General features: G+C 63.1%; 28 protein-coding genes, 1 pseudogene and 1 riboswitch. Of the genes and pseudogenes, 20 read left to right on the top strand and 9 right to left on the bottom strand.

From position 1 onward, the window contains the following. Positions 1-3 precede the first annotated feature (3 nt). The gene (locus RPF88_RS14835; RefSeq protein WP_063167662.1) at positions 4-1,773 is read left to right on the top strand and encodes an acyl-CoA dehydrogenase; all 1,770 of its coding nucleotides are present in this window, start codon (positions 4-6) and stop codon (positions 1,771-1,773) included. A 19-nt stretch (positions 1,774-1,792) separates the two neighbouring features. Then, entirely contained in the window at positions 1,793-2,545 is a 753-nt protein-coding gene (locus RPF88_RS14830) for a crotonase/enoyl-CoA hydratase family protein (protein WP_063167663.1), read from the top strand. 9 nt (positions 2,546-2,554) lie between these two features. Here RPF88_RS14830 and pdxH read toward each other — a convergent pair whose 3' ends face one another. Next, positions 2,555-3,172: a pyridoxamine 5'-phosphate oxidase gene (gene pdxH / locus RPF88_RS14825; RefSeq protein ID WP_063167664.1), complete on the bottom strand. Its 618-nt coding sequence runs from the start codon at positions 3,170-3,172 to the stop codon at positions 2,555-2,557. A gap of 72 nt (positions 3,173-3,244) precedes the next feature. Between pdxH and RPF88_RS14820 the strand changes: the two genes are divergently transcribed. The 4 genes from RPF88_RS14820 to RPF88_RS14805 all read left to right on the top strand — a co-directional run bounded on the left by RPF88_RS14820 (position 3,245) and on the right by RPF88_RS14805 (position 6,293). Then, positions 3,245-3,706, top strand: a complete 462-nt coding sequence (locus RPF88_RS14820) for an RT0821/Lpp0805 family surface protein (RefSeq protein ID WP_013532805.1) — start codon at positions 3,245-3,247, stop codon at positions 3,704-3,706. Between the two features lie 100 nt (positions 3,707-3,806). After that, on the top strand, positions 3,807-4,736 hold the full coding sequence (locus tag RPF88_RS14815) for a DnaJ C-terminal domain-containing protein (RefSeq protein ID WP_063167665.1): 930 nt from the start codon (positions 3,807-3,809) through the stop codon (positions 4,734-4,736). 106 nt (positions 4,737-4,842) lie between these two features. Then, on the top strand, positions 4,843-5,661 hold the full coding sequence (gene fabI, locus RPF88_RS14810) for an enoyl-ACP reductase FabI (RefSeq protein WP_063167666.1): 819 nt from the start codon (positions 4,843-4,845) through the stop codon (positions 5,659-5,661). Positions 5,662-5,705: 44 nt separating this feature from the next. After that, the gene (locus tag RPF88_RS14805; RefSeq protein ID WP_013532802.1) at positions 5,706-6,293 is read left to right on the top strand and encodes a histidine phosphatase family protein; all 588 of its coding nucleotides are present in this window, start codon (positions 5,706-5,708) and stop codon (positions 6,291-6,293) included. Between the two features lie 168 nt (positions 6,294-6,461). On the opposite strand, the gene RPF88_RS14800 is transcribed toward RPF88_RS14805, so the two are convergent. Then, on the bottom strand, positions 6,462-6,722 hold the full coding sequence (locus RPF88_RS14800; RefSeq protein ID WP_013532801.1) for a DUF1344 domain-containing protein: 261 nt from the start codon (positions 6,720-6,722) through the stop codon (positions 6,462-6,464). A 178-nt stretch (positions 6,723-6,900) separates the two neighbouring features. Between RPF88_RS14800 and aroC the strand changes: the two genes are divergently transcribed. The 3 genes from aroC to RPF88_RS14785 all read left to right on the top strand — a co-directional run bounded on the left by aroC (position 6,901) and on the right by RPF88_RS14785 (position 9,814). After that, positions 6,901-8,010: a chorismate synthase gene (gene aroC / locus RPF88_RS14795; RefSeq protein WP_013532800.1), complete on the top strand. Its 1,110-nt coding sequence runs from the start codon at positions 6,901-6,903 to the stop codon at positions 8,008-8,010. A 127-nt stretch (positions 8,011-8,137) separates the two neighbouring features. Continuing rightward, a complete protein-coding gene (ribB, locus tag RPF88_RS14790) occupies positions 8,138-9,238 on the top strand; it encodes a 3,4-dihydroxy-2-butanone-4-phosphate synthase (protein ID WP_013532799.1) in 1,101 nt (366 codons plus the stop codon). A 33-nt stretch (positions 9,239-9,271) separates the two neighbouring features. Beyond that, entirely contained in the window at positions 9,272-9,814 is a 543-nt protein-coding gene (locus tag RPF88_RS14785) for a GNAT family N-acetyltransferase (protein ID WP_337122660.1), read from the top strand. Positions 9,815-9,851: 37 nt separating this feature from the next. Here RPF88_RS14785 and RPF88_RS14780 read toward each other — a convergent pair whose 3' ends face one another. After that, the gene (locus tag RPF88_RS14780; RefSeq protein WP_063167668.1) at positions 9,852-11,075 is read right to left on the bottom strand and encodes an MFS transporter; all 1,224 of its coding nucleotides are present in this window, start codon (positions 11,073-11,075) and stop codon (positions 9,852-9,854) included. Positions 11,076-11,195: 120 nt separating this feature from the next. On the opposite strand from RPF88_RS14780, the gene RPF88_RS14775 reads away from it, so the two are divergent. Both RPF88_RS14775 and RPF88_RS14770 read left to right on the top strand, forming a co-directional pair. Continuing rightward, a complete protein-coding gene (locus RPF88_RS14775) occupies positions 11,196-11,804 on the top strand; it encodes a TetR/AcrR family transcriptional regulator (protein WP_013532796.1) in 609 nt (202 codons plus the stop codon). A 284-nt stretch (positions 11,805-12,088) separates the two neighbouring features. Continuing rightward, on the top strand, positions 12,089-13,072 hold the full coding sequence (locus tag RPF88_RS14770) for a hypothetical protein (protein WP_063167669.1): 984 nt from the start codon (positions 12,089-12,091) through the stop codon (positions 13,070-13,072). Positions 13,073-13,194: 122 nt separating this feature from the next. On the opposite strand, the pseudogene bluB reads toward RPF88_RS14770, so the two are convergent. Next, positions 13,195-13,812 (bottom strand): annotated as a pseudogene (bluB, locus tag RPF88_RS14765) (5,6-dimethylbenzimidazole synthase); the annotation flags it as partial. A gap of 111 nt (positions 13,813-13,923) precedes the next feature. Then, positions 13,924-14,103, bottom strand: a riboswitch (cobalamin riboswitch). Between the two features lie 121 nt (positions 14,104-14,224). On the opposite strand from bluB, the gene RPF88_RS14760 reads away from it, so the two are divergent. The 6 genes from RPF88_RS14760 to RPF88_RS14735 all read left to right on the top strand — a co-directional run bounded on the left by RPF88_RS14760 (position 14,225) and on the right by RPF88_RS14735 (position 19,241). After that, positions 14,225-15,151 carry a histone deacetylase family protein gene (locus tag RPF88_RS14760; RefSeq protein WP_063167671.1) on the top strand — a complete coding sequence of 309 codons (927 nt, stop codon included), beginning with the start codon at positions 14,225-14,227 and terminating at the stop codon, positions 15,149-15,151. 3 nt (positions 15,152-15,154) lie between these two features. Continuing rightward, positions 15,155-15,406, top strand: coding sequence for an exodeoxyribonuclease VII small subunit (locus tag RPF88_RS14755; protein ID WP_013532792.1), 252 nt, complete (start codon positions 15,155-15,157; stop codon positions 15,404-15,406). Positions 15,407-15,516: 110 nt separating this feature from the next. Further along, entirely contained in the window at positions 15,517-15,783 is a 267-nt protein-coding gene (locus tag RPF88_RS14750) for a DUF2277 domain-containing protein (RefSeq protein ID WP_013532791.1), read from the top strand. Positions 15,784-15,822: 39 nt separating this feature from the next. After that, entirely contained in the window at positions 15,823-16,743 is a 921-nt protein-coding gene (locus RPF88_RS14745) for a pirin family protein (RefSeq protein ID WP_063167672.1), read from the top strand. A 142-nt stretch (positions 16,744-16,885) separates the two neighbouring features. Next, positions 16,886-18,799: a 1-deoxy-D-xylulose-5-phosphate synthase gene (gene dxs / locus RPF88_RS14740; protein ID WP_063167673.1), complete on the top strand. Its 1,914-nt coding sequence runs from the start codon at positions 16,886-16,888 to the stop codon at positions 18,797-18,799. Between the two features lie 148 nt (positions 18,800-18,947). Next, the gene (locus RPF88_RS14735; RefSeq protein WP_024503606.1) at positions 18,948-19,241 is read left to right on the top strand and encodes a hypothetical protein; all 294 of its coding nucleotides are present in this window, start codon (positions 18,948-18,950) and stop codon (positions 19,239-19,241) included. Between the two features lie 88 nt (positions 19,242-19,329). Here the strand turns inward: RPF88_RS14735 and RPF88_RS14730 are convergent, their stop codons facing one another. Together RPF88_RS14730 and RPF88_RS14725 are read right to left on the bottom strand one after the other, a co-directional pair. Then, positions 19,330-20,481, bottom strand: coding sequence for a GNAT family N-acetyltransferase (locus RPF88_RS14730; protein WP_063167674.1), 1,152 nt, complete (start codon positions 20,479-20,481; stop codon positions 19,330-19,332). Further along, on the bottom strand, positions 20,478-21,473 hold the full coding sequence (locus RPF88_RS14725; protein ID WP_337122659.1) for a sterol desaturase family protein: 996 nt from the start codon (positions 21,471-21,473) through the stop codon (positions 20,478-20,480). The genes RPF88_RS14730 and RPF88_RS14725 overlap by 4 nt, the downstream gene beginning before the upstream one ends. A gap of 326 nt (positions 21,474-21,799) precedes the next feature. Here RPF88_RS14725 and RPF88_RS14720 point away from each other — a divergent pair, with 326 nt between their 5' ends. After that, on the top strand, positions 21,800-22,564 hold the full coding sequence (locus RPF88_RS14720) for a TlyA family RNA methyltransferase (protein WP_063167676.1): 765 nt from the start codon (positions 21,800-21,802) through the stop codon (positions 22,562-22,564). Further along, a complete protein-coding gene (locus RPF88_RS14715) occupies positions 22,561-23,802 on the top strand; it encodes a class I SAM-dependent RNA methyltransferase (protein WP_063167677.1) in 1,242 nt (413 codons plus the stop codon). The genes RPF88_RS14720 and RPF88_RS14715 overlap by 4 nt, the downstream gene beginning before the upstream one ends. 16 nt (positions 23,803-23,818) lie before the next feature. Here RPF88_RS14715 and RPF88_RS14710 read toward each other — a convergent pair whose 3' ends face one another. Together RPF88_RS14710 and RPF88_RS14705 are read right to left on the bottom strand one after the other, a co-directional pair. Further along, positions 23,819-24,478, bottom strand: a complete 660-nt coding sequence (locus tag RPF88_RS14710; RefSeq protein ID WP_063167678.1) for a transglutaminase-like cysteine peptidase — start codon at positions 24,476-24,478, stop codon at positions 23,819-23,821. Positions 24,479-24,676: 198 nt separating this feature from the next. Further along, complete coding sequence (locus RPF88_RS14705) at positions 24,677-24,799, bottom strand: hypothetical protein (RefSeq protein ID WP_263499028.1); 123 nt, start codon at positions 24,797-24,799, stop codon at positions 24,677-24,679. Positions 24,800-24,873: 74 nt separating this feature from the next. Between RPF88_RS14705 and RPF88_RS14700 the strand changes: the two genes are divergently transcribed. Next, entirely contained in the window at positions 24,874-25,167 is a 294-nt protein-coding gene (locus RPF88_RS14700; protein ID WP_063167679.1) for a hypothetical protein, read from the top strand. Positions 25,168-25,190: 23 nt separating this feature from the next. Here RPF88_RS14700 and tldD read toward each other — a convergent pair whose 3' ends face one another. Beyond that, positions 25,191-26,603 (bottom strand): metalloprotease TldD, encoded by a 1,413-nt coding sequence (gene tldD, locus RPF88_RS14695; RefSeq protein WP_024503610.1) that lies wholly within the window; start codon positions 26,601-26,603, stop codon positions 25,191-25,193. Positions 26,604-26,712: the final 109 nt, after the last annotated feature.

Genomic DNA, 26,712 nt, shown 5'->3' with positions numbered 1-26,712 from the left:
GGCATGTATAGGGCACCGGTCGAGGATATCGCCTTCACGCTCAAGCACGTCGCCGGCATGAAATCGGCGCTCGATGCCGGCAGGTTCGGCGATCTCGGCGATGACCTGGTCGATGCCGTTCTTGGCGAGGCCGGCCGCTTCGCCACTGAAGAGGTCGCACCGCTCTACACGATCGGCGATCGGCAAGGTGCCGTGCTGAAGGACGCTGCCGTCACCACACCACCCGGCTGGAAGGAACTCTATCGCCGCTGGATCGATGGCGGCTGGAACGCGCTCTCCGGGCCTGAGGAATATGGCGGCCAGGCGCTGCCGACCATGCTTGGCGTTGCCGCGCTCGAAATGTGGAACTCCGCCGCCATGGCCTTCGGCATCGGCCCGACGCTGACCATGGGCGCTGTCGAAGCGCTCGACAAACACGCCTCCACAGACCTCAAGGCAAAGTATCTCGGAAAGCTCGTCTCCGGCGAGTGGATGGGCACGATGAACCTGACCGAGCCGCAAGCCGGTTCGGACCTCGCCGCCTTGCGCGCCCGCGCGGAGCCGGTGGGTGACGGCAGCTACCGCATCTTCGGCCAGAAAATCTTCATCACCTATGGCGAGCACGATTTCACCGACAACATCATCCATCTGGTGCTGGCGCGGCTACCGGATGCGCCGGCCGGCACGCGCGGCATATCGCTGTTCCTGGTGCCGAAAATCCTGGTCGGCGACGATGGCGCGCTCGGCGCGCGCAACGATGTCTTCTGTTCCGGACTTGAGCACAAGCTCGGCATCCACGCCTCGCCGACCTGCACCATGATCTATGGCGATGGTTTCCAGGGCGCCAAGCCCGGCGCTATCGGCTGGCTGATCGGCGAGGAGAACAAGGGCCTCGCCTGCATGTTCACGATGATGAACAATGCGCGGCTTTGTGTCGGCATGCAGGGGGTAGCGGTCGCGGAAGCCGCAACGCAGAAGGCGATCGCCTATGCCAATGAACGCCGGCAGGGCAAGGCCGCGAGCTACACTGGCACGGGTATGGCGCCGATCGTCCATCACCCCGATGTCCAGCGTAACCTGCTGACCATGAAGGCGCTGACCCAAACCGCGCGCGCCATCAGCTATTCCTGTGCCCACGCCATCGACATGGCCGGTGTCTCCGCCGGTGACGAGGCGGCCCACTGGCGCGACCGCGCCAATCTGCTGACGCCGCTGGCAAAGGCGTTCTCGACCGATATCGGCGTCGAGGTTGCCTCACTCGGCCTCCAGGTTCATGGCGGCATGGGCTTCATCGAGGAGACGGGAGCGGCCGCCTTCTATCGTGATTCGCGCATCGCCCCGATCTACGAGGGCACCAACGGCATTCAGGCGATCGATCTGGTGATGCGCAAGCTGCCGCTCGGCGGCGGCGACCATGTGCATGGTTATATCGCCGAACTGGCTGATATGGCCGCAGCGGTGCGGACCTCGAACCTGCAGGGTTTCGGCCGCACCGCCGACGCTCTCGACGCGGCACTTGGCGATCTCAGCGAAGCGACCCGCTTCCTGCAGAAACTGGCGGCCGAAGGCCGGGCGGACGAGGCGCTGGCGGGTGCGACGCCCTATCTCAGGCTGATCTCGCTTGCCGCCGGCGGCGCCTATCTGGCGCGCGGCGCTCTTGCCGACCAAGGCCGTATTCCCCTTTGCCGCTTCTTCGCCGAAAACCTGCTCGGCGAGGTCAGCGCTTTGCGGGCGCGCGTCATCGATGGCGCCGAAAGCCTCGCCGCTGCCGGAAAAACGCTGATTTCCGCCTGACGTTCACAAGGAAAGAACCGTGACAGACCATATCCTCGTCGAGCGCCAGGGCGCCATCCAGATCATCCGCATGAACCGGCCGGACAAGAAGAACGCGCTGACGCGCGCCATGTATGCGAAAATGTCAAAAAGCCTGGCAGAAGGCGACGCCGACCCGGAGATCCGCGTCCATGTCTTTCTCGGCGTGCCCGGCGCCTTCTCCTCAGGCAACGACCTTGCCGACTTCATGATCATCGCCACCGGTGGTGACGGCGGCACCGAAGTCTGGGACTTCCTGATGGCGCTGGCCAGGGTCGAAAAACCCATGGTCTCCGGCGTCGACGGCATCGCGGTCGGCATCGGCACGACGCTCAACCTGCATTGCGACCTGACCTTCGCCACGCCGCGCACCGTGTTCAGGACGCCTTTCGTCGACCTTGGCCTGGTGCCCGAGGCGGGGTCGAGCCTCTTGGCGCCGCGCATCCTCGGGCAGCAGGGTGCCTTCGCGCTGCTCGGCCTCGGCGAGGGCTTTTCGGCTGAACGGGCGAAGGCCGCCGGCCTGATCTACGAGGTGGTCGAGGAAGCAGCACTGGAGGCCTCGGTGCTGGCGGCCGCCGGCCAGATCGCGGCCAAGCCGCCGCAGGCGTTGAAGATCGCGCGCGACCTGATGCGCGGCTCGCGCGACGACCTCGTCGCCCGCATCGGCGAGGAAAGCGAGCATTTTCGCGAGCGCCTGAAGTCCGATGAGGCGCGCGCCGCGCTCACCGCGTTCATGACGAGAAAGAAGGCCTGAGCCTCTTCTTCAGGGATAAAGCCTCGTCTTGTCCCAGGCGCCTTTCGCGTTGCGGCTGAAGACGAGCCGGTCGTGCAGGCGGAACGGCCTGTCGTGCCAGAACTCGATTGTCGTGGGCACGATTCGGAAGCCGGACCAGTGCTTTGGCCGCGGGATCTCGCCGATCGGGTAGCGTGCCGTGTATTCGGCCACTGCCTTCTCCAGCGCAAAGCGGCTTTCCAGCGGCCGCGATTGTTTCGAGGCCCATGCGCCGATGCGGCTGCCGCGCGGCCGTGTCGCATAGTAGGCGTCGGCTTCGGCGTCGCTGACGATCTCCACCGGTCCGCGAATGCGTACCTGGCGGCGCAGTGATTTCCAATGGAAACACATCGCCGCCTTCATGCTGCCAAGAATCTCCTGGCCCTTGGCGCTCTCGAAATTCGTGTAGAAGACAAACCCGCTTTCATCGAACCCCTTGAGCAAAACCATGCGCACATCCGGCATGCCGTCGGCATCGACGGTCGCCAGAGCCACGCCGTTGGGGTCGTTCGGCTCGCTTTTCGTGGCGTCGTCCAGCCATGCGGCAAACAGGCGAAACGGCTCGGCAGCCTCGGTAAAGTCACCGCTTGTTAACTCAGTGTCACTCATAGTTTTTCTCAAATTGTCACGAAGATTCTTACAAAGCCAAGATTCTTAACGAAGCAAGGGGGAGGCTGCCGATTGTCGCTTATCGCGCAAGCTTTTGACAGCAGGCAATGGAGCGTTATCGCTTCGGCCAGCGCGAAAGCCGCGATCGTGGCGGTCGCCTTGCCGCTTGCCGCTTGTGGCGCCGGCGGCTTCAGCCTGGAAAAAGCCGAAGTCGACCGCTCGATCCTGACCAGCAGCACATCGGCCTCGGCCGCGCCGGCCAGTCTGGATCGCGACTCCGACCAGACGACGATCGGCAATGCAGTCTCCTCGGCCGACATCGAGCAGCTCGGCGGGCAGGCCGTCCCATGGGCCAATGCCGGTACCGGCTCGCGCGGTTCCATCACCGATCTGGCGGAATTGAAGGACAACGGCCAGACCTGCCGCCGCTTCAAGGCCTCGCGCGAAAGCTTTGACGGCGTTGCCATGTTCGAAGGCGAACTGTGCCTGGCCAGCGCCGGCGGCTGGCGCATGCAGGACTTCAAGGCGCTCTGATTTTCCGCGTCTGATATGCGGCTCCAGCACTGGAATTTCTTCCTATGGGAGCGCATATAAGAGGCAACCAGAGACTCAACTCTTCTCCAGGGCAGTAAGCATGCGCGACCCCTATGAGGTGCTGGGCGTTGCCAGGAACGCATCGGCCAAAGACATAAAGTCGGCGTACCGGAAACTCGCCAAAAAGCATCATCCGGACCAGAATCCGAATGATCCAAAGGCGAAGGACCGTTTCGCCGCAGCCAACCAGGCCTACGAGATCGTCGGCGACGAAAAGAATCGCGCCGCTTTCGATCGCGGCGAGATCGACGCTGACGGCAAGCCGCGATTCCAGGGCTTTGAGGGCGCTGCCGGTGGCGGCGATCCGTTTGGCGGCTTTCGCCGGCAGCAAGGTCCGGGCGGCTCGCGGTTCGAATTCCGCTCCGGTCGACCCGGTGGCGATCCGTTCGACGGCAACAGCGACATCTTCAGCCAGATTTTTGGCGACACTTTTTCCGGCGCGCGCGGTCCCGGCATGGGCGATCGCCGCCAGCAGACGACCGCTGCCGATCTGAACGTGACGCTCGACGTCACCATCGAGGAAGCGGCGACCGCTGAAAAGGTGACGGCGATGTTCCCCGACGGCCGCAAGGTGGCGGTCAAGCTGCCGGCCTATGTCGAGGATGGCCAGACCATCCGCCTCAAGGGTCAAGGCGAGCAGGGGCCGGGCCAGCCAGGCGACGCGCTGGTCAAGATCCATCTGCGCCGGCATCCACGCTACCGCATCGAAGGCCGCGACCTGCACGCCGATCTGCCGGTGATGCTGGCGGATGCCGTGCTCGGCGCCAAGGTGCCTGTCGAGACGCCGACCGGCAGGCTCGCGGTCAACATTCCGGCCTGGTCGAGCTCCGACAAGGTCCTGCGGCTGAAGGGCAGAGGCCTGCCGGAAAAGGCCGGCGGTCACGGCGATCTCTACGCTCATGTGCGTATCATGCTGCCGGAAGGCGGTGACAGCGCGCTCGAAGCGCTGTTGCGCAGCCAAAAAGGCTGATCGGCGGCTTTTGTCCCCTGAACTGTCCGTTTTGAGCGCTTGAAGGGGCTCTGTGCCTGTGCGATAGGGCAACCCACAAAGCTGAAATCTTGCGGAGAGCGCTCACATGGCGGGTGGACAGGGCCTAATGGCCGGCAAGCGCGGCCTCATTCTTGGCGTCGCCAACAATAGGTCGATCGCTTATGGCATTGCCAAGGCCTGCGTCGATCATGGCGCCGAGATAGCGCTGACCTATCAGGGCGAGGCGTTCAAGAAGCGTGTCGAGCCGCTGGCGGCGGAACTGGGCGCCTTTGTCGCCGGCCATTGCGACGTCACCGATCCGGCGAGCCTGGATGAGGTTTTCGCCAATGTCGCCAGACATTGGGGCAAGCTTGATTTCCTCGTCCACGCCATTGCCTTCTCCGACAAGGATGAGCTGACTGGCCGCTATGTCGAGACGTCACGCGACAATTTCCTGCGCACAATGGACATTTCGGTCTATTCCTTCACCACCATCGCCAAGCGCGCCGAGGCGCTGATGACCGATGGCGGCTCACTGCTGACGCTGACCTACTACGGCGCCGAAAAGGTGATGCCGCACTACAACGTCATGGGTGTCGCCAAGGCGGCGCTCGAGGCCAGCGTGCGCTACCTGGCGGTCGATCTCGGCGCCAAGAAGATCCGCGTCAACGCCATTTCGGCCGGCCCGATCAAGACCCTTGCCGCTTCCGGCATCGGCGATTTCCGCTACATCCTGAAGTGGAACGAGTACAATTCGCCGCTGAAGCAGACGGTGACGCAGGAGGAAGTCGGCGATTCCGGCGTCTATTTCCTGTCCGATCTGTCGCGCGGCGTCACCGGTGAAGTGCACCACGTCGATTCGGGCTACCACGTCGTCGGCATGAAGGCGGTCGACGCGCCTGATATTTCGACGGTCAAGGACTAGCACCCCCCAACCGTCGTCCGTCCCGATCCGCACCGGAAGACCTGATGTACCCGCTGGTTTATATCGCGCGCCACGGCCAGACCGCGTGGAACGCCGAAATGCGGCTTCAGGGGCAGGCTGACACCGATCTCAATGCTCTTGGCCGCGAACAGGCGACCGGCAACGGGCTTCGGCTAGCTGCGTTGGTTCCAGATCCCTGGGAATTCGACTTCGTCGCCAGTCCGATGAAACGGACGCGCGAAACGATGCAGCGTATTCGCGCCGCGATGAAGCTGGATCCGGATGCCTATCGAACCGATCCGCGCCTCGTCGAGGTCAATTTCGGCGATTGGCAGGGATTTACCTTTCCCGAGCTGGAGACGCGGTATCCCGGAGCAAGCGGGACGCGTGCTCTGGACAAGTGGAACTTCCAGCCGCCCGGCGAAGGCGCCGAGAGCTATCAGATGCTGCTCGAACGGGTGAGGCCATGCTTCGACGCGATTGAACGCCAGACGATATGCGTGACCCATGGCGGCGTCATGCGCACCTTGTTTCGTTTCGTTCTGGGATTGGCCGAGGACGAGGCAGCGAACCTGGAAATACCGCAGGATCGCCTGCTCAAGCTCGAAGGCAAGAGTCTGGAGTGGCTTTGATGCATGTCGCCCAAAATTGGCCCCGGTTTTGGGAGAACGACATGCATAAAACAAAGACCTAAAGCGGGTCGCCTGAATCCGTTCAGACGCGACACGCTCTAGGCCATTTCGCAGGCGGCTCGGCGAAAGCTGAACCGCAAACGCTGCATTCAATTGAGGTTGGAAGCTCTAGTTGGCTGAGCTGTCCGGCAGTTCCATGTCGGTGATGACGTTTTCGCCATTGGTCACATCGTAGGCAATGACGATGTCCATGCCCGGCTTCAGCGCGTCGAGATCGGTCTCTGCGTTCAGCTTGTAGGACTTGCCGTCATCCAGCGTCAGCGTCGCCGTGTCCTTGTCGATCTTCTTGATCAGGCCTTCGGTCTGGCCGGCGAAAGCGGCGGTGGAAAGCAGCAGCGTGGCGGCAACGGCGCTAATCAGGGTACGCATAATCGTTCCTCTTTATCATTGCACCGGCATGGCGGCGGGCTGTTCAACAGCGGATGGAGCAGAGCAGAAACCAACCGAATGTGTCAAAACTAAATCCGCCAGATCACAGTTTGACCCCTGTGAAAAACGCCAATAGAACGCAATCTTCAGCCGGCTCCGATGCCGGGCAGGGTATTTCATGTCTCACAACACGTTCGGCCACCTTTTCCGCGTCACCACCTGGGGCGAAAGCCATGGCCCGTCGCTCGGCTGCGTGGTCGACGGCTGTCCGCCCGGCATCCGCTTTACGCGCGACGAGATCCAGGCCGAACTCGACAAGCGCCGGCCGGGACAGTCACGTTTCGTGACGCAGCGTCGCGAACCAGATGAAGTGAAGGTGCTGTCAGGTTTCATCCTCGACGAGGACGGCGAGACGATGATCACCACCGGCACGCCGGTGTCGATGCTGATCGAGAATGTCGACCAGCGTTCAAAGGATTATGGCGAGATCGCCCGCCAGTACCGGCCCGGCCATGCCGACTACACCTATGACGTCAAATACGGGGTGCGCGATTATCGTGGCGGCGGCCGCTCCTCGGCCCGCGAGACGGCAGCCAGAGTGGCGGCCGGTGCCTTGGCGCGCAAGGTGGTGCCCGGCGTGGTGGTGCGCGGTGCGCTGGTGTCGATGGGCGAGAAATCCATCGATCGCGCCAACTGGAACTGGAATTTCATCGGCGATGCGGAAAATCCGTTCTTCACCCCCGATCCGGCTTCCGTTCCTGTCTTCACGCAGTATCTCGACGGCATCCGCAAGGCGGGCTCCTCGGTCGGTGCGGTGATCGAGATCGTCGCCGACGGCGTTCCACCGGGCCTCGGCGCGCCGATCTATGCCAAGCTCGACCAGGACATCGCCTCCGGCCTGATGTCGATCAACGCGGTCAAGGGCGTCGAGATCGGCAACGGCTTCGAGGCCGCCCGCATCACCGGCGAGCAGAATGCCGACGAGATGCGCATCGGCAATGACGGCAAGCCGGTGTTCCTGTCCAACAATGCCGGCGGCATCCTCGGCGGCATCTCGACCGGCCAGGCAATCGTCGCCCGTTTCGCCGTCAAGCCGACCTCGTCGATCCTGACCCCGCGAAAGTCGATCGATAAGGACGGCAAGGACGTCGAGATCATGACCAAGGGCCGCCACGATCCATGCGTCGGCATCCGCGCCGTGCCGATCGGCGAGGCAATGGTTGCCTGTGCGATCGCCGATCATTATCTGCGGCATCGGGGACAGACGGGGAGGGGAATAGGGGAATAGGGGAATAGGGGAATAGGGGAATAGGGGAATATGTTGCGCTCTTAGCCCGGCCGGCCAAATCTTTTTGCTTTTCCCTACTCCCTTACTGCCCTACTCCCTTATTCCCCTGCGAGCAAAGCGAGCACTTATGCCTTACGACCAGAAGAAAATCGTCGAAGCCCTGCGTGCTTTCGAACGCGGCGAGATCGTCGTCGTCATGGATGATGACGGGCGCGAGAACGAGGGCGACCTGATCGTCGCCGCTGTCCACTGCACGCCCGAAAAGATGGCGTTCATCGTTCGCCACACCTCCGGCATCGTCTGTACGCCGATGCCGCGCGAAGAAGCCAAGCGGCTGAACCTTGCCCCCATGGTCGCCGACAACGATTCCGCCCACACCACCGCTTTCACCGTCAGTGTCGATTTCAAGCATGGCACCACGACCGGCATCTCGGCCGAAGATCGCACTTTGACCGTTCGCAATCTTGCCAACGGCAATGTCGGTGGCTCGGATTTCGTCCGCCCCGGCCACATCTTCCCGCTGATCGCGCGCGAAGGCGGCGTGCTGATGCGCTCAGGCCATACCGAAGCAGCGGTCGATCTGTGCAAGCTCGCCGGCCTGCCGCCGGTTGGCGTCATTTCCGAGCTGGTCAATGATGACGGCACCGTCAAGCGCGGTCCGCAGGTGCAGGCTTTCGCCGAGGAGCATGGCCTCAAGCAGGTTTCGGTCGCCGACCTCATCGCCTACCGGCAGCGCAAGGAAACGCTGGTCGAACGCGTCGCCTGCTCGGAAATCGACACGCTCGGCGGCAAGGCACAGGTCTTCACCTACACGCTGCCGTGGGACTCCATGCATCACGTCGCCATCGTCTTCGGCGACATTCGTGACGGCGAGGACGTGCCGGTGCGTCTGCATTCGGAGGATGTGGTGACCGATGTCTTCGGCACCAGCCACCGGCTCGACGCCATCATGAAGACAATGGGCGAGCGCAGGCGCGGTGTCATCGTCTATCTCAGAGAAGGCTCCGTCGGCGTTGCGCATCAGGAGCGCAAGCGGCCGGCAAGCGGCGACCGCGAGGATCACGAAGAGGCGCGCCGCCGTGAAAACGAGTGGCGCGAGATCGGGCTAGGCGCCCAGATACTCAAGGATCTCGGCATCTCCTCGATCAACCTGATCGCCTCGCGCGAACGCCACTATGTCGGCCTTGAAGGTTTTGGCATCCACATCGCCAAGACCGAGATCCTCTGAGCCTCCCGTCGATCCGGTTGCCGGAGAAGACGGATGAATGCGTCCCTGCCTTCCAGCCAGCGCAGCGAGCGGCTTTTGCTGCGCCGCCCAGAAGAGGCTGATCTGGATTTCCTGATCGATCTCTTTTCGCGCCGGGAACTTGTTGCGCATCGTCCGGGCCCTGTCCCGGATACAGCCCAGCAGAGCGCCGCGCGGCTGACGCGCGACATCGGTCATTGGGACAAGCACGGCTTTGGCCGCTGGGCGGTCGAGGCGGATGAAAAGCTGGTCGGCTTCGGCGGCGTCACGGTATCGGCGGATTTCGACGGTCTGAACCTGTCCTATCATCTTCATCCGGCGAGCTGGGGACATGGCTATGCCACGGAATTGGTGACGGAAGCACTGCGCACCGCGTTCGGCCCCTTGCGTGCCGATCGGGTTGTCGGCCTCGTCCGCCCCGCCAATCCGGCTTCGCGACGGGTGCTGGAGAAATGTGGCTTCGTCTTCGAAAAAGAGGTGATTCTGCACGGGGCGCCAACGATAGTTTTGGCATTGGCGCACCCAAGAAGAGTCAATATTTCAGGCCCGGCTGCCTAGAGCGGCGCGCCCGGCCTAAGGCCCGGGCGCGCCGGAACTATTCCGCAGCAATCGCGGCTGCTTCGCATCCGTCCGTCTCGCACTCAGCCGTGGCAAGGCTGCGCTGGCCAAGCAGCACCGTGGCCAGCGCGATCGTGCCTGAAGCCACAGAGACCCAGAACCCGTTCTGGGCACCGAACGCATCGACCACCGCGCCGGCCGCGAACGAGCCGAGCGCCATGCCGATGCCGATGCCGGTCATGACCCAGGTAATGCCTTCGGTCAGCATCGCCTCCGGCACATGCCGCTCGATCAGGCCGAAGGCGGTGATGAAGGTCGGCGAGATCGCCACGCCGCTGATGAACACGGTCAGCGCCAGCAGTGGCACGGTGTCGGCGGTGAGCGGCAACAGCGTGCCGAGCGCGACGAGGGCGACTGCGATGGCCAACTGGCGTTGCAGCGGCGCCTTCAGGCTGAGCGCGCCGACGATGATGCCGAGCACGAACGATCCCAGCGCATAAACGCCGATGACAAGGCTGGCGGCGCCGGGCTGGCCAAGCTCCTTGGTGATCGCCACGGTGCTGACTTCCGTCGTCGCGAAGGTCGCGCCGATGAAGATCAGGGCGAAGGTGATGATCTGAACCGGCCGCAGGCGGATCGCCGAGCCGCTTGAGCCATGGTCCACCGGCCGCACTTGCGGCTCCGTCGAGCGTTGCAGGATGAAGGCCGCTGATCCGAATGCGAGAAATAATGTGCTCACCAGAACGCCGGCTTCCGGGAACAGGGCAGCACTGAGACCGACCGATAGCGATGCCCCGGCGATATAGACCAGTTCATCGGCCGCGGACTCGAAGGCGAATGCGGTGTTCATCTGCGGCCGTCCGCGGAAAATCTCTGTCCAGCGCGCCCGCACCATCGCCGGCATGCTTGGCATGGCCGCGGCCAGTAAGGCCGACACGAACAGCGTCCACACCGGCCAGTCCTGGTTGGCCGCCGCTATCAGGACGGCGAAAGCCAGCACCGCGATGATGGTGGTGGGCACGACGATCCGTGTCTGGCCCAGGCGGTCCACCAGTCTGGATATCTGCGGCGCAACGAAAGCGTTGGCCAGCGCGTATGTTGCCGAGACGGCTCCGGCCAGCCAGTATTCGCCACGCGTCTGCGACAGCATCGCCACGATGCCGATGGGCGCCATGGCGATCGGCAGGCGCGCCATGAATCCGGCGGCCGCAAAGCCCTTGGTTCCGGGGGCACGAAAGATTTCCGCATAGGGATTTTGCATGGGTGGTTCCTCGACAAAGGACGATTCGGCAATTACATACGAAGCGTATGATTGTTAAATAGAGCATACGCCGCGTATGTCAATTGGCATACGTTACGTATGTGAATAGGGCCAGAAGCCATGCACAGACCCCGCAAGGAGATGATCGCCGAGACGCGCGCAAAGCTGATCGCGGCGGCCCGCCATGCCTTCGGCACAACAGGCTATGCGGAAGCCTCGATGGATGATTTCACCGCTTCGGCCGGGCTGACGCGCGGCGCGCTCTATCATCATTTCGGCGACAAGAAGGGGCTGCTGCAGGCGGTCATAGCCCAGATCGACGGCGAAATGGCGGCGCGCATCAATGAGGTCGCGTCGAGAGCGCCGACCCGCTGGCAGCATTTCGTCGACGAGTGCTCGACCTATATCGAGATGGCGCTGGAGCCGGAAATCCAGCGCATCATGTTCCGGGATGGCCCGGCCGTGCTGGGGGATCCAGCGCAATGGCCGAATGCCAGTGCGTGCATCGTGTCAATGACCGACCATCTGACCGCGCTGCAGGAGGAGGGGGTCGTTGTCTCGAGCCTCGACCCCGAGACGGCCTCGCGACTGATCAACGGAGCGAGCAGCCAGGCAGCGCAACGGATCGCCAATTCGGACGACCCCGAAGCGACGTCCAAGAAGGTGGTGACGGCGTTCAAGCAACTGCTCGAAGGCCTGCTCAAGAAGCCGGATCCGCAGTCGAATTGAAGTTCCCACCGGAGCTTTTCGTGCCGGCAGCTGTTCCCGATAGGAATTTTTTCTTGACACCTGCCCTCAGCTAAGGTACATATTCGTCCATGGTGCTGATTTGCGCCGGTGACCCGCCGCACAGGCGGGTTTTTCGTTTGATGCTCCGTCAGACAATGCGCCGGCGAAAGGCTGCGAAAGAAAACCGTTGCCCAGAATTCGTCGCCCTGTGGTGCCAGGGCCGGCAATTGACAATCGCCGGGTTGAGTTCATCCTCTTCCACCATCTCTGAGGCGGAGGGGCACATGTGGGATTTCGAGATCGGCCGGTCGGTGTCCATCATGATGCGGACCTGGCCGTTCATCGTCTTTCGTATGATCGTCTATTTCGGCATCACGCTGGCCTACATCATGGCGACCGGCACCGGTGCCTCGGTCGGCTATGGCGTCGGCCATATCTCCACCGATCCCGACGGGCCCATGTCCTTTGCCCTGTGGGGCGGCGTGGTCGGGTTTGGCATCGTCTCGATCGCGGTCTACTGGATCCGCGAATACATCCTCTATATCGTCAAGGCCGGCCACATCGCCGTCATGGTTCATCTGATCGACGGCCGCGACATTCCCGGCGGTCAGGACCAGATCGCCTACGCCAGGGATGTCGTCACCCAGCGTTTTGCCGAGGCCAATATCCTTTTCGTCGTCGACCAGCTCGTCAAGGGTGCCATCCGCGCCATCACCGGCCTGCTCGGCGGTATCGCCGCCTTCCTGCCGATACCGGGCCTGAGCGGCCTGGTCTCCTTCATCAACACGGTGATCCGCCTGTCGCTGACCTATGTCGACGAGATCATCCTCGGTTACAACATCCGCATCAATTCAGCCTCACCCTTCGAGACGGCGCGCCAAGGCGTCGTGCTCTATGCCCAGAACGGCAAGGTCATGGTCAAGAACGCCGTCTGGCTGGCGGTCATCATGTGGGGCGTGTCGTTCGTCATCTTTCTGATGATGCTGGCGCCTGCCGGCGCCATTCTGTTCCTGATGCCCGGCCAGCTCGCCGGCTGGGCCTTCGTGCTCGCCATCGTCTTCGCCTGGGCATTCAAGGCGGCCTTCATCGAGCCTTTCGCCATCGCTTGCCTGATGCAGGTCTATTTCAAGACCATCGCGGGCCAGGTGCCGGATCCGGCCTGGGACGCCCGGTTGGCCGAGGCGTCGTCGAAGTTCAGGGAGCTCAAGGACAAGGCGCTCGCCTCCTTCGGCGGTTCGCGCTGGGGTACGGCCGGCGCCACACCCTGATCGGCCGGGCAGGTGGTGTCTGGTGAGGCAGAAACGGTGTTGAGGCGCGCCACGGTGGACTTGAGCTGTGTCTCGCCTTGCCCGGAAAACGTCTCGCTCATGATCAGTTCCGGCAGCGGCAGCCGCCGTCCCCAACCATGCGTTTCAAGGTCCGGTTTGGAAGCGAACTCGGAAACACGGCCGACGCAGAGATAGGCGATTGGCGTTACGTGATCCGGAATGGCCAACAGCCGCTTCAGCGCCTCAGCCTCGATGATGCTCACCCAGCCGACGCCAACGCCCTCGGCACGCGCGGCCAGCCAGAAATTCTGCACCGCGCAGACGGTGCTGTAGAGATCCATCTCCGGATTGTGCCAGCGTCCCAGCGGCGAACCCTTCGAGCGCTGCCGGTCGCAAGTGATGCAGATGTTGAGCGCGCTCTCGCAGATGCCTTCCAGCTTGAGCTTGCGGTACAGCGCCTGTTTTTCCGCCTCGATCGCCGGCAGTTCCTGCTCGCGCGCGGCCAGGAACAGGTCGCGCACCTCCGCTCGTCGTCCGGCATCGCGAATGACAATGAAATTCCATGGCTGCATGAAGCCGACCGATGGCGCGTGATGGGCGGCAAGCAGCAGCCGCGCCAGCACGTCGTCATCGATCGCGGTGGGCAGGAAATGGCTGCGCACGTCGCGCCGCGTGAACATGGCGCGATAGACCGCATCGCGCGCATTCTGGTCGAATCCATCGTCAATGGCAGCGGTCATATGTTCCGGCATCGCTTGTCCCCTTGCGATTGCAGATTCAAAACGGTCAGAGCGTACTTTGTGCGTCCAAATGGACGCACGTCGCTCTGATGCCACCCGCCCGACCATGCGGATGACGATGCCTGCCAGGCCGGTCTTCTGGCTTGGGATCAACCCGCGTCCGGTGCCTTCCCGTCATCGACAGTGGCATTTACCGGCGCGGTCCCCCTCACAGCGTTGGGCACGCCACGGAATTCAACCGTGTTCCCGATTCTCCCGCTTGCGGCGGGCACCAGGCAGTGCCAAGGACTTTACGCCGAAGCGCCGGCGAGGCCAATGCCTGCGGCGACACGAATGGACGCAGGCGCGATTTTCCCCAGTCATCGGCCGCCCGTGCATGGCCTTTGTCGATCCGGGTCACTAGATTAGGACGATGACCACCCGTCTCTACACGCATCCGATCTTCCTCGAGCATCTCACGCCGCCCGGACATCCCGAGCGGCCCGACCGCCTGCGTGCCATCGAGCGCGTGCTCGATGAGGAAGCCTTTGCCGGGCTCGATCGTATCCAGGCGCCGGAAGGCGACGAGGCCACCATCCTCTACGCGCATCCCGCCGATTTCGTCGCCCGCGTGCGCGCCGCCATTCCCGACGAGGGGATTGCCCGCATCGATGCCGACACCACTGCCAGTCCGAAGAGCTGGCAAGCGGCGATCACCGCGATCGGCGCCGCCAACGCCGCCGTCGATGATGTCTTTTCGGGCCGCGCCGACAACGTCTTCGTCGCCGCCCGGCCGCCCGGCCATCATGCCGAAAAGACCACGGCCATGGGCTTCTGCCTGTTCAACACGGCGGCGATCGCGGCGCGTTATGCGCAGAAGAAACACGGTGTCGAGCGCGTTGCCATCGTCGACTGGGACGTGCATCACGGCAATGGCACGCAGGATATTTTCTGGGACGATCCCTCGGTGCTCTATTGCTCGACACACCAGATGCCGCTTTATCCCGGCACCGGAGCGAAGACCGAAACGGGCGCCGGCAACATCGTCAACGCACCGCTGGCGCCGCAGACCGGCAGCGAAGTGTTTCGCGATGCCTTCCTGTCGCGCGTCCTGCCCGCGCTCGACAATTTCGCGCCCGACCTGATCATCATTTCGGCCGGGTTCGACGCGCACCACCGCGATCCGCTGGCCGAGATCAATCTGACCGAGGATGATTTCGATTGGGCGACCGGCCAGCTGATGCAGCGCGCGGCACGCCACAGCGGCAACCGGCTCGTCAGCCTGCTCGAGGGCGGCTACGATCTGCAGGGATTGGCATTTTCGGTCGCCGCCCATGTCGGGCGACTGATGAAAGGATGAACGATGGCTGGTGAGACCAACGAAGACGTCAAGGCGATGAGCTTCGAGCAGGCACTCGATGCGCTGGAGAAGATCGTCGATGATCTGGAGCGTGGCGACGTGCCGCTCGACCAGTCGATCAGGATCTATGAACGTGGCGAGGCGCTGAAGGCGCATTGCGACCGGCTGCTGAAGGCCGCCGAGGACAAGGTCGAGAAGATCAGGCTGTCGCGCGACGGCAAGCCGGTTGGAACGGAGCCGCTCGACGCGGATTGAGGCCGGTCCGAACGATGGCCTCGCCTCACCGGTTTTTGGACATGATCATGATCGAGGATATAACTCGTTGCGATTGAAACAGCTCAAGGACAAGAGGAGATACGGAAGCGATGTGCAGAAACATCAAGACCCTGTTCAATTTTGATCCGCCGGCAACCAATGACGAGGTGCGCGACGCGGCCCTTCAGTTCGTCCGCAAGCTGAGCGGAACGACGCGACCCTCGAAGCAGAACCAGCACGCCTTCGATCATGCCGTCGACGCCATCGCGGCCTCGGCGCGCGAACTGCTCGATTCCCTGGAAACCCATCAGCATCCGCGCAATCGCGAAGAGGTGGCGGCCAAGCTGCGGGCAAAGGCGGCCATCCGCTTTGCCTGATGCGGCCAGGCGGCCTTCGACCACCGACAAGGAGAGTCCATGAGCTTCTTCCCCGGGAAAGACCCTGAGGTGGGCGATGCGTTCGCCAGCGATCAGATCGAATTGATGGTCATTCCGAACGCCAAGGACATCGGTGGTTTTCAGGTGCGCCGTGCCCTGCCAACGGCAAAAAGGCGGTTGGTCGGTCCGTTCATCTTCTTCGACCGCATGGGTCCCGCGATCCTGCGGGCCGGCCAGGCGCTGGACGTCCGTCCGCATCCGCATATCGGACTGTCGACGGTCACCTATCTGTTCGACGGCAAGATCCGGCACCGCGACTCCCTCGGCACCGAAATGGTCATTCAGCCCGGCGACGTGAATTTGATGACCGCCGGCCGCGGCATCGTCCATTCGGAGCGTACGCCGGAGGAACTGCGTGGCGCGCCGATGTCGGTATCCGGCCTGCAGACATGGCTGGCGCTGCCGGACGACAAGGAAGAGGTGGCTCCTGTGTTCGAGAACACAGGAGCGCTCAGGCTTCCCGAGATTGATGCCGAAGGCGTCAACGGGCGCCTCATCATCGGCGATTTCCAAGGATTACGGTCCCCGGTCAGGGCCGATTCGGAGACGCTCTACGCCGACCTGCGCCTGGCGCCCGGCGCCAGCGTGAAAATCCCTGCCGATGCGGAAGAGCGCGCCATTTACACGCTGGAAGGCGAGGTCTCGATTTCGGGCGATGTGTTCCCAGCCGAACGGCTGCTGGTCTTCCGTCCCGGTGACGAGATCGTCGTGTCGTCGCAGACCGGGGCGCATTTCATGCTGTTCGGCGGCGCCTCTCTTGGTTCGAAGCGTTACATCTGGTGGAATTTCGTCTCGTCGTCGAAAGAGCGTATCGAACAGGCGAAAGAGGAATGGAAGACAGGCCGCTTCGACATCGTTCCAGGAGACGAGGAAGAGTTCATTCCGCTGCCGGAAAGCTGATGCCTGTCGCCCAAAGTGGCCCGGTTTTGGGGAAACGACCTGCATAGAAGCAAAAGACCACAGTCTGATCCGCGTCACTGACACGCATTTACTTTCGCCGGCCGGCGGCCTATTTCGCCCATCAACCGAAAGCCTGAGCACCGTGAACGCAACGCCGCATACGCCGCTTCTCGACAAGGCCCGCATCCCGGCCGACCTGCGCATGCTTGCCGAGAGTGAGCTGCCGCAACTGGCGTCCGAGCTTCGCGCCGAGCTGGTCGACGCGGTATCCCGCACGGGTGGTCATCTGGGCGCCGGCCTTGGCGTGGTCGAGCTGACAGTGGCGCTGCACTATGTCTTCAACACCCCCGATGATCGGCTGATCTGGGATGTCGGCCACCAGGCCTATCCGCACAAGATCCTGACCGGCCGCCGCGACCGTATCCGCACGCTGCGCCAGGAAGGCGGCCTGTCCGGCTTCACCCGCCGCGCCGAGAGCGAGTACGATCCCTTCGGCGCTGCCCACTCCTCGACATCGATATCGGCCGGCCTCGGCATGGCCGCGGCCCGCGATCTCTCCGGCGGCCGCAACAATGTCATCGCCGTCATCGGCGACGGCGCCATGTCTGCCGGCATGGCCTACGAGGCGATGAACAATGCCGGCGCGCTCGATGCACGGCTGATCGTCATTCTCAACGACAACGACATGTCGATCGCGCCGCCAACCGGCGCCATGAGCGCCTATCTGGCGCGGCTGGCCTCCGGCAAGGCCTATATCGGCCTGCGCGATTTCGGCAAAAAACTGACATCTTATCTCGGCAAGCGGGCGGATCGTGCGATCACAAGGGCGGTCGAGCATGCACGCGGCTACGTCACCGGCGGCACGCTGTTCGAGGAACTCGGCTTCTATCACATCGGCCCGATCGACGGCCACAATCTGGAGCATCTGATCCCGGTCCTGAAAAATGTCCGAGACAATGGCGAAGGCCCGGTGCTCATCCATGTCGTCACCCAGAAGGGCAAGGGCTATGCGCCGGCGGAAGCCGCCGCCGACAAATATCACGGCGTCAACAAGTTCGACGTCATCACCGGCGCGCAGGCCAAGGCGCCGGCCAACGCACCGGCCTACACCAAGGTGTTCGCCGAAAGCCTGGTCCAGGAGGGCCGCGAGGACGACCGCATCGTCGCCGTCACCGCAGCCATGCCGAGCGGTACCGGCCTCGACCTGTTCGGCGAAGCGTTCCCGTCGAGGACCTTCGATGTCGGCATCGCCGAACAGCACGCGGTGACCTTCGCCGCCGGCCTCGCCACCGAAGGCTACAAGCCGTTCGCGGCCATCTATTCCACCTTCCTGCAGCGCGCCTACGACCAGGTCGTCCACGACGTCGCCATCCAGAAATTACCGGTGCGCTTTCCCATCGACCGCGCCGGCTTCGTCGGCGCCGATGGCGCCACCCATTGCGGCGCCTTCGACACCACCTTCCTGGCGACACTGCCGGGCTTCGTGGTGATGGCGGCGGCCGACGAGGCGGAGCTGCGCCACATGGTACGCACCGCGGCAAGCTATGATGACGGCCCGATCGCCTTTCGCTATCCGCGCGGCAATGGCGTTGGCGTCGACATGCCGGAGCGTGGCTCCGTGCTCGAAGTCGGCAAGGGCCGCATCGTCAGGGAGGGCACCAAGGTAGCATTGCTGTCCTTCGGCACACGGCTGCAGGATTGCCTGATCGCCGCCGAGGAGCTAGGGGCTGCCGGGCTCTCCACCACGGTCGCCGACGCCCGTTTCGCCAAGCCGCTCGACGAGGATCTGATCCGGCGGCTGGCCCGCTCGCATGAGGTTCTGGTGACGGTGGAGGAGGGCGCCGTCGGCGGCTTCGCCAGCCATGTGCTGCAGTTCCTCGCCCATGAAGGCCTGCTGGAAAGCGGCCTGAAGGTGCGCCCGCTGGTGCTGCCCGACGTGTTTACCGACCACGCCAAGCCGGAAAAGATGTATGCCGATGCCGGGCTCGATGCTGCCGGCATCGTGCGCACCGTGTTCGTCGCGCTCGGGCATACGGTTCGCGCCCAGCGCGCCTGAATCAAAGTCTCAGTGACTTGAATCAGTTTGCCGGCCAACGTTCTTAACGCGTTGTTTACGCTGCCGTTTGGCGCTTTGCTTACCGTGTCTCTTGGCCGTTTTTCAACGGCGCCCTGCTAGATCGTGATCAGGCAGGGAGACAGCAACAATGAAAACGCTTCTGTGCGGCGCAGCGCTTTGCGCCGTCATCGTCGCGCCGGCCACAGCCGAAACGCGCTATGATCGCAGCCTCGAAAAGGCGGCCATGGGCATCGTCGCCGGCAAGATGGGCGACATCCGCGGCGGCTTTTCCTTCAAGCAGGTGCCGCAACTGGTGGTTCTGCCGGCCCCCGTTCCCGCACCTGCGGTTGCCATCGAGCCTTCACGCGAGCAAGCGTCGGGAGGGCGTGCGGATGGGTTGTCTCCGGCCGTCGAGCGCCCGGTTTCGCGAAGCGTATTCTGAGCTAGAGACCAGCAAGCCCTGATCGGGATTGCCCGATCGTTTCATCGTGCTTTGCCGCTGTGCGGGTGATCTAAAGGCGTCGGCACTGCTACTCCGCCGCCACCAGCTCCGCTTGTTGCGCCGGTTTCTCGGGGCGCCAGGATTGCGCCGCGTGGCGGGCGCGGTCTGCCAGGGCGGCAAGGCGTCCGCGCAGGTTTCGTCCACCCACCACTGACGACAAGATCACCGAATGCGTCGCAAAGCGGCGCTTGAAATCCTCGCCGCCGCAGAGAAAATCGATCGTGGTCAAGCCCCTGTCGAACGACCACTGGATGTAATCCATCATCAAGACCATGCCCGGCGAGGCCCGTTCGAAGGCCGGATCATAGGTGGTGACGAAAGCCATCATGGTTCCATGCTGCTCGAAATTGATCGATATGGCGATGATCTCGTCTTCGCGTTCGAGCACGAAGATGCGCAGCAACCCAAGCCCGGCCAGAACGGAGATCAGTGCCGGCAGCGCGGGGGAACCTTCGTCGAACAGGTCCGAAACGCGGCCGTGTTTTGCGAGCCATAGCCGTTTCAGCGCGGCGACGCGTTCCAGCACCGGCTCGCGGGCTTCGTGCGCATCCATCAGGCGGAAACGCAGCGCGCCGCCTTCCTCCATGAATTTGTAACCACGGCGATAGTTTTGCCGGGTTTTCTTCGACTGGCTTTCAAACCATTGTGCGCCGCGTTGTCCGGCGCTGGAAACTCGGTAGCTGACCTCGCTGCGGTGGCTCGGCTGCAAGATGCTGCCCTGGCCTGGGGCGGCGGGACCAAGCAGGGTCCGGAATCGAGCATCGGGCAACAGCCGATTGAGATACGCAAGATCGAAGCCGCTATCGTCGAGGATATGTTGCCAGAGTTGCGGCAGGATCTGTGGCTCTGCATCGGGAGCAAGCAGGACATCGCCATAGTCGCAGTGATCCTTCGCCGCCCATTCCAGCATACGGATGCCCGAGCGCCAGAAGGTCGCGAGCGCAATGACCGCCTCGAGGCGCTCGCCGCTCCAGACCAGGCCGATCCTGAGGCCGCGGCGGTCCTGATGCGGTGTGGTGTGCCACCAGGCCGAGATCCAGTCGGGATGCTGGAAAACGAGGCCGCCGGCGCGTTGCCAGAGCGCTGCCCAGGCGGGCGCGATTTCTGCCAGTCGCTCTGGCGAGGTTGCAATTTCGATCCGGTGCGCTTGCTGCATCCGAAACACGGCCGGTCCGTTCATGGCTTGCCCCCCTGCGGCGATTGCTGTGGCTCGGGCTTGTCGGCGCGGAAATGTCTGGCGATCTGCCGCCACATCCGCTGCAGCGGCATGACATAGAGGCCTGCGAGCGACTGGTAGTCGCGCACGTTGCGTTCGATCAAACCGAACTTGAAGTCCTCGTCGGGTTTCGGAACGCACAGAGTTCCGAAGAGCCGATCCCAGAACGAGAAGAGCAGCCCGAAGTTCTTGTCGTAATGGCGCGGGTCGGTGCTGTGGTGCAACTGATGCCAGTGTGGGCACAGGATCAGATTGTTCAACGGCCCAAACGAGATCTTGAAATGCGTGTGCCTGACGAAATCCATCATCAGGATGTTGCGTATGATGTAGACGTTGACGCCGAAGACCGTCAGTTCAACCAGGTTCAGCGACACCAGCGACCAGATGCCGAAGCAGATGCCGGGAATGACGCCGTCCCAGGCCCGGTTCATCAATTCGTCGAGCGGGTGGACGCGATCCTTGGTGATGCCGACCATCACCTCGGCCGAATGGTGCACCTTGTGCAGTTCCCAGAGCACCGGGTAGCGGTGCTGGGCGACATGATAGAGATAGTACGAAATGTCGTAGGCAAGCAGCATGGTGAGGGTGAAGATCGTCACCGTCACAGGCCCCGCCGGCCCCTCGATCAGAGGCGGCTGGATTGCCAGCAGCGTGGAGAGCAACCAGTTCGTCGCATAGCCGACGGCGCTGACGAAGACGACGCCGGCGGGCAGCATGAGGAATGGCATCAGCGCCTTCCGCGTCACCCAGAACAAAAGGTCGGCTTTCGCCGAAGGATGCGTGATGACCTCATGCGGGACCGCGAACTCGAAGAACTCTTTCCAGCTCTTTTTCTCGACCGTGCGCCAATAGGCGACCAGGGCACTGGCCAAAGCAGTCAGCAACAGAAGTCCGGTCGCCAGCAGGCCGGCGCCAGAAATCCGGTCAAGAACCTTGTAGACGATGTCGCTGGCCATTTCCAAAGTTGCCGCCTCTTCATCCGGGTTTTCCCGTCGTCGCGGTCATAACATTGAAGTCCTCAAGCAAATGCGATGAAAATTGGTTAAGAAATCATGAGGCTTTCTAGATTGTTGGTATTTACCCGCAGGCGGTGAGACCTCATGCTTCGGCGGTCATCCGTCTCAACGGGCGTAACGCATGGGTATTCATAAGGATGGTCGGCGGGACGGGACGCCTCACCATCGTCGCCGTGCAAGATGCTGAGCGTGATGATGGGAACGGGAGACGAAATGCTTCCAGCTGGCGCTCTTGCCATCGTCGTCGGCTTTCGCCATGAAGGCCGATGAATTCGCCTCTGCCAGCCAGCGCACGCCAGCGGCTCGACGACCTGCTCGTCCAGCGCGGGCTGTTTGCCAGCCGCTCGCGTGCCCGCGACGCGGTCGAGCGCGGCACTGTGACCGTCGACGGCCTCATTGCGCGCAAGCCCGGCCAGAGCGTTTTGCCGCAATGTCACGTTACCATCGATGATCCGGCGCAAGGCTATGTGTCGCGCGCGGCACTCAAGCTGATCGGCGGGCTCGATCATTTCGGCCTCGATCCTGCCGGCCGTGAAGCGCTCGACATCGGCGCCTCGACCGGCGGCTTCACCCAGGTGTTGCTCGAGCGCGGCGTGGCCCATGTCACCGCCGTCGATGTCGGTCATGGCCAGATGCATCCTGATATCGGCGGCGACCCGCGTGTGACGGTGATCGAAGGGCTGAACGCCCGCGACCTCGCCGTCACCGATCTCGGCGGGCGTATTCCGGATTTCATCGTCTCCGACGTCAGCTTCATCTCGCTGAAACTGGCGCTGCCGCCGGCCCTTGGTCTGGCCAAGGCTGGCGCAAAGGCCATGTTTCTGGTCAAGCCGCAATTCGAGGCCGGCAGGGAAGCGATCGGCAAGGGTGGTCTGTTGAAGGATCCCTTCGACGCCGCCCGTGTCGCCGGCCTGCTGCAGGATTGGCTGGACTCCGTTCCCGGCTGGCGCTCGCTGGGGCTGCATCTGTCGCCGATCGATGGCGGCGACGGCAATCGCGAATTCCTGCTCGGTGGGATCAAGGACCGATGAGCGCGCGCTTCAGCATCAGGAAACTTGGCGCCCAGGGCGACGGTGTCGCCGAGACCGAGACAGGCGATCTGTTCATTCCCTTCACACTGCCCGGTGAAACGGTCACCGCCGCGCGCGAAAGGGATCGCGCCATGCTGATGGCGGTGCTGGAAGCATCGCCGCTGCGCATCGATCCCGCCTGCCGCCACTTCACCGAATGCGGCGGTTGCGCGCTCCAGCATTTCGAAGCCGAAGCCTATCGCCAGTGGAAGCGCGAAAAAGTGGCGCACATCCTGAAGGGCAAGGGCATCGATTGCGAGATCGGTGACCTGGTCGCCTGCGCACCGCAGACGCGCCGCCGTGTCGTGCTTGCCGCCCGGCGCACCGAGACAGGCATGCTGCTCGGCTTCCATCGCCATCTGTCGCCGGAGATCGTCGCCATATCGGAATGCCCGATCTCGCTGCCGGAGATCGTTGCCGCGCTCGATCGCTTGAAGGCGCTCGCCGAATTGGTCTGCGCAACCGCCAAATCGTTCCGGCTGGCGGTCACCGTGACCGGTTCGGGGCTCGATGTCGCGGTTCACGAATCCGGCAAGCTCGGGGAGCACCAGCGCCGGATCGCGGCTAACTTCGTCATGGCGCAGGGCTTTGCCAGGCTGTCCATCGATGACGAAATCATTATCGAGCCGAAAAAGCCGGTGGTCATGTTCGGCAGCGTCGCTGTCGCCTTGCCCCCGGGCGCGTTCCTGCAGGCAACCGAGGCCGCCGAACAGGCGATGGCCGACATCGTCGGCGGACATCTGAAGCGTGCCAAGAAGGTGGCGGATCTTTTCGCCGGTTGCGGTAGCTTTGCTCTGCGCCTGGCCGCGAAGTCGGAAGTCCATGCGGTGGAAGGCGATGCGGCAGCGCTTTCAGCGCTCGACCGTGGATCGCGCTTCGCCACCGGCTTGAAGCGGGTGACGGGCGAACGCCGCGACCTGTTCCGCCGGCCGCTGACGTTCAAGGAGTTGAATGCGTTCGACGGTGTGGTGTTCGACCCGCCGCGCGCCGGCGCCGAGGACCAGTCGAAGCAGATCGCCCGCTCGGATGTTCCCTACGTTGCCGCGGTATCCTGCAATCCGGTGACGCTGGCTCGCGACCTGCGCATCCTCATCGACGGCGGCTACGCCTTGAAGAGCGTGACGCCGATCGACCAGTTCCTGTGGTCGCCGCAAGTCGAAGCGGTGGCACTGCTGGAGAAGCCGAAGAAGCGGCGATAGCCTGGAGGCTTCGGCCCTACGAACTTGGCGACAGTCGTTTCGACGTGCCGCCGCGTTGGTTGATCGACACCCAGGTGTTTGGGTTCTGCTGCGACTGACGTTTCACGAAGTAATAGCCCGTCGCATTCCAGGGCCTGATCTCATTGACCAGATTGTCCAGGACAAGATCACCCTTGTCGGTTTTCACCGTCAGAATGGTGTGGCCTTCATTGTCCAGGTCGCGCACCACGGTCATCAGCAACGCTTGCCGGGGGAATCCCGCTGCCAGAAGAAGCTTGCGCTTGTAGAGCGCGTAGATCTTGCAGTCGCCCTTACCGTCTACCGGATAGTCCCAGTGATCCGCCATCGTACCCCAGTGATCGAAATTGCTGACGGGTTTGATGGCGCTGTTCGCCTTGTGATTTATCCGCTTGAGGATGCGTAGGTTCTGCGCGGTCAGCTTGATATTCGCGGCCGGCAGAGCGGGCACCTTGCACTCCTTTGGCCGGCGATGGCAGAAATCGACCCAACCGTAGGGGACGCTGGTGCTTCCACCAATTGCGGCAGATTGCGTCGATCGCGACTTGAACAATGTCGACTGTGCCGCCGCCGGACTGGCTTGCAACCATGTCGCGCCAATCAACGAAACGAAGCCAAGCAGGAAAGAGGAGGTCAGGACGCCGGGGAAATGCCGCATTGCCAACACCACCGCAACCAGAAGGCCGGCACTGCGTTCGTGCGGAAACGGCAGCCCAGGCAGTTAAACACCTAACAATTTCCTAATGCCGATTGTGTTCACTTCAAGGTGCAGCCGGGAATTCAAACTGGAAAACGCAAGCATCAGCGGGCGCATTCGGTCTGACTCGACCATCAGGGCGCCAGCGACGGACCTTTGTCATGCTTCCTGCAAGCTGTCATATCCCGCCGTCTTTGCAGCCTTGAGGAAATTACGATCAAAGGTTGCAAAGCCAGCGCAATGAGCTGATTTCCCCAGATGCAGAGCATCTGCGAAATCCATTCCCTTCTTTGCGAGGTCGAGTGCGGACGACACCACCGCGCTGTCCGCGACCTCTACTGTTGGGAGCCCGCCAAATGTCCGCAGCGCGATGTCAGGCGCCGCATAACGTAAGCGCCGGCGCAACTCTCATGATGGCGCTCTCGGGTGCGCTCGTCGCCTGGATTTTGCGAAAGATCGCTCGAACCGGGCTATTGCCGTCCTATGCACTTGGCATCGCAGCCATGACGTTTGTCGCAGCTGCGCTGTATGTCTCCGGCCACGACGGGACCGTCGACTACCTGAGTGCTTGGGTCAAATATGCGATCGGTGGCGTCATCGCCTTCCTGATTCTCTACACGACTTCGCGCCGGTCTATCGGCAAGGCATAAGCCCGGCCATCGGGGCCGTTCGCTCAGACCCGCGTGCCGCCCACCGTCATCTGGTTCATGCGCAGATGCGGCTGGCCGACGCCGACCGGCACGCCCTGTCCGGCCTTGCCGCACATGCCGATGCCGGTGTCGAGCTTCATGTCGTTGCCGATCATCGAGACGCGATGCATGGCGTCCGGACCGTTGCCTATCAGCATCGCGCCCTTGATCGGCTGCGTCACCTTGCCGTTCTCGATCATGTAGGCCTCGGTGCAGCCGAACACGAATTTGCCCGAGGTGATGTCGACCTGGCCGCCACCGAAGGAGACGGCATAGATGCCGTTCTTGACCGAGGCGATGATTTCGTCCGGCTCCATGTCGCCCGCCGTCATATAGGTGTTGGTCATGCGCGGCATCGGCTGGTGTGCGTAGCCTTCGCGGCGGCCGTTGCCGGTTGCCTTCATGCCCATCAGCCGGGCGTTCTGGCGATCCTGCATGTAGCCGACCAGCTTGCCGTCCTCGATCAGCACATTGCGGGCCGAAGGCGTGCCTTCGTCGTCGACTGTCAGCGAGCCGCGCCGCTCGGGCATCGTGCCGTCGTCGACGACGGTCACCCCCTTGGCGGCGACCTGCTGGCCGAGCAGTCCGGCGAAGGCCGAGGTCTTCTTGCGGTTGAAATCGCCTTCCAGCCCATGGCCGACGGCCTCGTGCAGCATGACGCCCGGCCAGCCGCTGGACAAGACGATGTCGAAAGTGCCGGCCGGCGCCGGTATCGCCTCAAGATTGACCAGAGCTTGCCTGAGCGCCTCCTTGGCGGCGTGCTTCCAGCTGTCCTCGACCAGGAATTCGCCAAACGCCTTGCGGCCGCCCATGCCGTAGGAGCCGCTCTCCTGGCGGTCGCCATTGCCGACAACGACGGAGACGTTGACGCGGACAAGCGGGCGGATGTCGCGCACCATTTGGCCGTCGGCGCGCACGATCTCGACATGCTGCCAGGATGCGGCGAGCGATGCCGAAACCTGCCGCACGCGCGGGTCCTCGGCGCGCAGCCAGGCGTCGATTTCCTGCAGGAGCTTTGCCTTGGCCTCGAAGGAGGGCGAGGGGATCGGGTTCTCTTCGCCATAGAGATGGCGGTTGGTGCGGGCGGGTGCGGCGGCAAGCGTGCCGGAATAGCCGCCCTTGACGGTCGAAACGGCATCGGCCGCGCGCAGCAGCGAAGCTTCGGAGAGATCGCTGGAATGGGCATAGCCGCTGGCTTCGCCGGCAACCGCGCGCAGGCCAAACCCTTGGTCGGTGTTGAAGTTGGCGGTCTTCAGCCGGCCATTGTCGAACATCAGCGCTTCGCTCTCGCTGTATTCGAGGAACAGCTCGCCGTCATCGGCGCCGTTGATGGTTTCGGCGACGATCTGCTTGATGCGATCGTCTGAAATGTCGAATTGGCCGATCAGGCTGTTCATGGCGCGTCCGTTCACAGGAGGAATGGGTCTTTGCCACGATGTAGGCGCGAAGGTGCGCCGAGACAATCGCTCAGCCGCATTGTGAAGACAAAAGCGGTTTGCCAGCAGA

Origin of the sequence: Mesorhizobium sp. ISC11 (assembly GCF_037162595.1) — a bacterium.
In the GTDB taxonomy this organism is placed as follows: Bacteria; Pseudomonadota; Alphaproteobacteria; order Rhizobiales; family Rhizobiaceae; genus Mesorhizobium; species Mesorhizobium ciceri.
Note: the sequence above shows the minus strand (reverse complement) of the source record. Positions and strands in the feature narration are given on the sequence as shown.

Bases quoted from the DNA above. Each gene is read 5' to 3' on its own strand.
- RPF88_RS14835 (WP_063167662.1), top strand. From the start codon at position 4: ATGTATAGGGCACCGGTCGAGGATATCGCCTTCACGCTCAAGCACGTC.
- pdxH (WP_063167664.1), bottom strand. From the start codon at position 3,172: ATGAGTGACACTGAGTTAACAAGCGGTGACTTTACCGAGGCTGCCGAG.
- RPF88_RS14815 (WP_063167665.1), top strand. From the start codon at position 3,807: ATGCGCGACCCCTATGAGGTGCTGGGCGTTGCCAGGAACGCATCGGCC.
- fabI (WP_063167666.1), top strand. From the start codon at position 4,843: ATGGCGGGTGGACAGGGCCTAATGGCCGGCAAGCGCGGCCTCATTCTT.
- RPF88_RS14805 (WP_013532802.1), top strand. From the start codon at position 5,706: ATGTACCCGCTGGTTTATATCGCGCGCCACGGCCAGACCGCGTGGAAC.
- RPF88_RS14800 (WP_013532801.1), bottom strand. From the start codon at position 6,722: ATGCGTACCCTGATTAGCGCCGTTGCCGCCACGCTGCTGCTTTCCACC.
- aroC (WP_013532800.1), top strand. From the start codon at position 6,901: ATGTCTCACAACACGTTCGGCCACCTTTTCCGCGTCACCACCTGGGGC.
- ribB (WP_013532799.1), top strand. From the start codon at position 8,138: ATGCCTTACGACCAGAAGAAAATCGTCGAAGCCCTGCGTGCTTTCGAA.
- RPF88_RS14785 (WP_337122660.1), top strand. From the start codon at position 9,272: ATGAATGCGTCCCTGCCTTCCAGCCAGCGCAGCGAGCGGCTTTTGCTG.
- RPF88_RS14780 (WP_063167668.1), bottom strand. From the start codon at position 11,075: ATGCAAAATCCCTATGCGGAAATCTTTCGTGCCCCCGGAACCAAGGGC.
- RPF88_RS14775 (WP_013532796.1), top strand. From the start codon at position 11,196: ATGCACAGACCCCGCAAGGAGATGATCGCCGAGACGCGCGCAAAGCTG.
- RPF88_RS14770 (WP_063167669.1), top strand. From the start codon at position 12,089: ATGTGGGATTTCGAGATCGGCCGGTCGGTGTCCATCATGATGCGGACC.
- RPF88_RS14760 (WP_063167671.1), top strand. From the start codon at position 14,225: ATGACCACCCGTCTCTACACGCATCCGATCTTCCTCGAGCATCTCACG.
- RPF88_RS14755 (WP_013532792.1), top strand. From the start codon at position 15,155: ATGGCTGGTGAGACCAACGAAGACGTCAAGGCGATGAGCTTCGAGCAG.
- RPF88_RS14750 (WP_013532791.1), top strand. From the start codon at position 15,517: ATGTGCAGAAACATCAAGACCCTGTTCAATTTTGATCCGCCGGCAACC.
- RPF88_RS14745 (WP_063167672.1), top strand. From the start codon at position 15,823: ATGAGCTTCTTCCCCGGGAAAGACCCTGAGGTGGGCGATGCGTTCGCC.
- RPF88_RS14735 (WP_024503606.1), top strand. From the start codon at position 18,948: ATGAAAACGCTTCTGTGCGGCGCAGCGCTTTGCGCCGTCATCGTCGCG.
- RPF88_RS14730 (WP_063167674.1), bottom strand. From the start codon at position 20,481: ATGAACGGACCGGCCGTGTTTCGGATGCAGCAAGCGCACCGGATCGAA.
- RPF88_RS14725 (WP_337122659.1), bottom strand. From the start codon at position 21,473: ATGGCCAGCGACATCGTCTACAAGGTTCTTGACCGGATTTCTGGCGCC.
- RPF88_RS14720 (WP_063167676.1), top strand. From the start codon at position 21,800: ATGAATTCGCCTCTGCCAGCCAGCGCACGCCAGCGGCTCGACGACCTG.
- RPF88_RS14715 (WP_063167677.1), top strand. From the start codon at position 22,561: ATGAGCGCGCGCTTCAGCATCAGGAAACTTGGCGCCCAGGGCGACGGT.
- RPF88_RS14710 (WP_063167678.1), bottom strand. From the start codon at position 24,478: ATGCGGCATTTCCCCGGCGTCCTGACCTCCTCTTTCCTGCTTGGCTTC.
- RPF88_RS14705 (WP_263499028.1), bottom strand. From the start codon at position 24,799: ATGGATTTCGCAGATGCTCTGCATCTGGGGAAATCAGCTCATTGCGCT.
- RPF88_RS14700 (WP_063167679.1), top strand. From the start codon at position 24,874: ATGTCCGCAGCGCGATGTCAGGCGCCGCATAACGTAAGCGCCGGCGCA.
- tldD (WP_024503610.1), bottom strand. From the start codon at position 26,603: ATGAACAGCCTGATCGGCCAATTCGACATTTCAGACGATCGCATCAAG.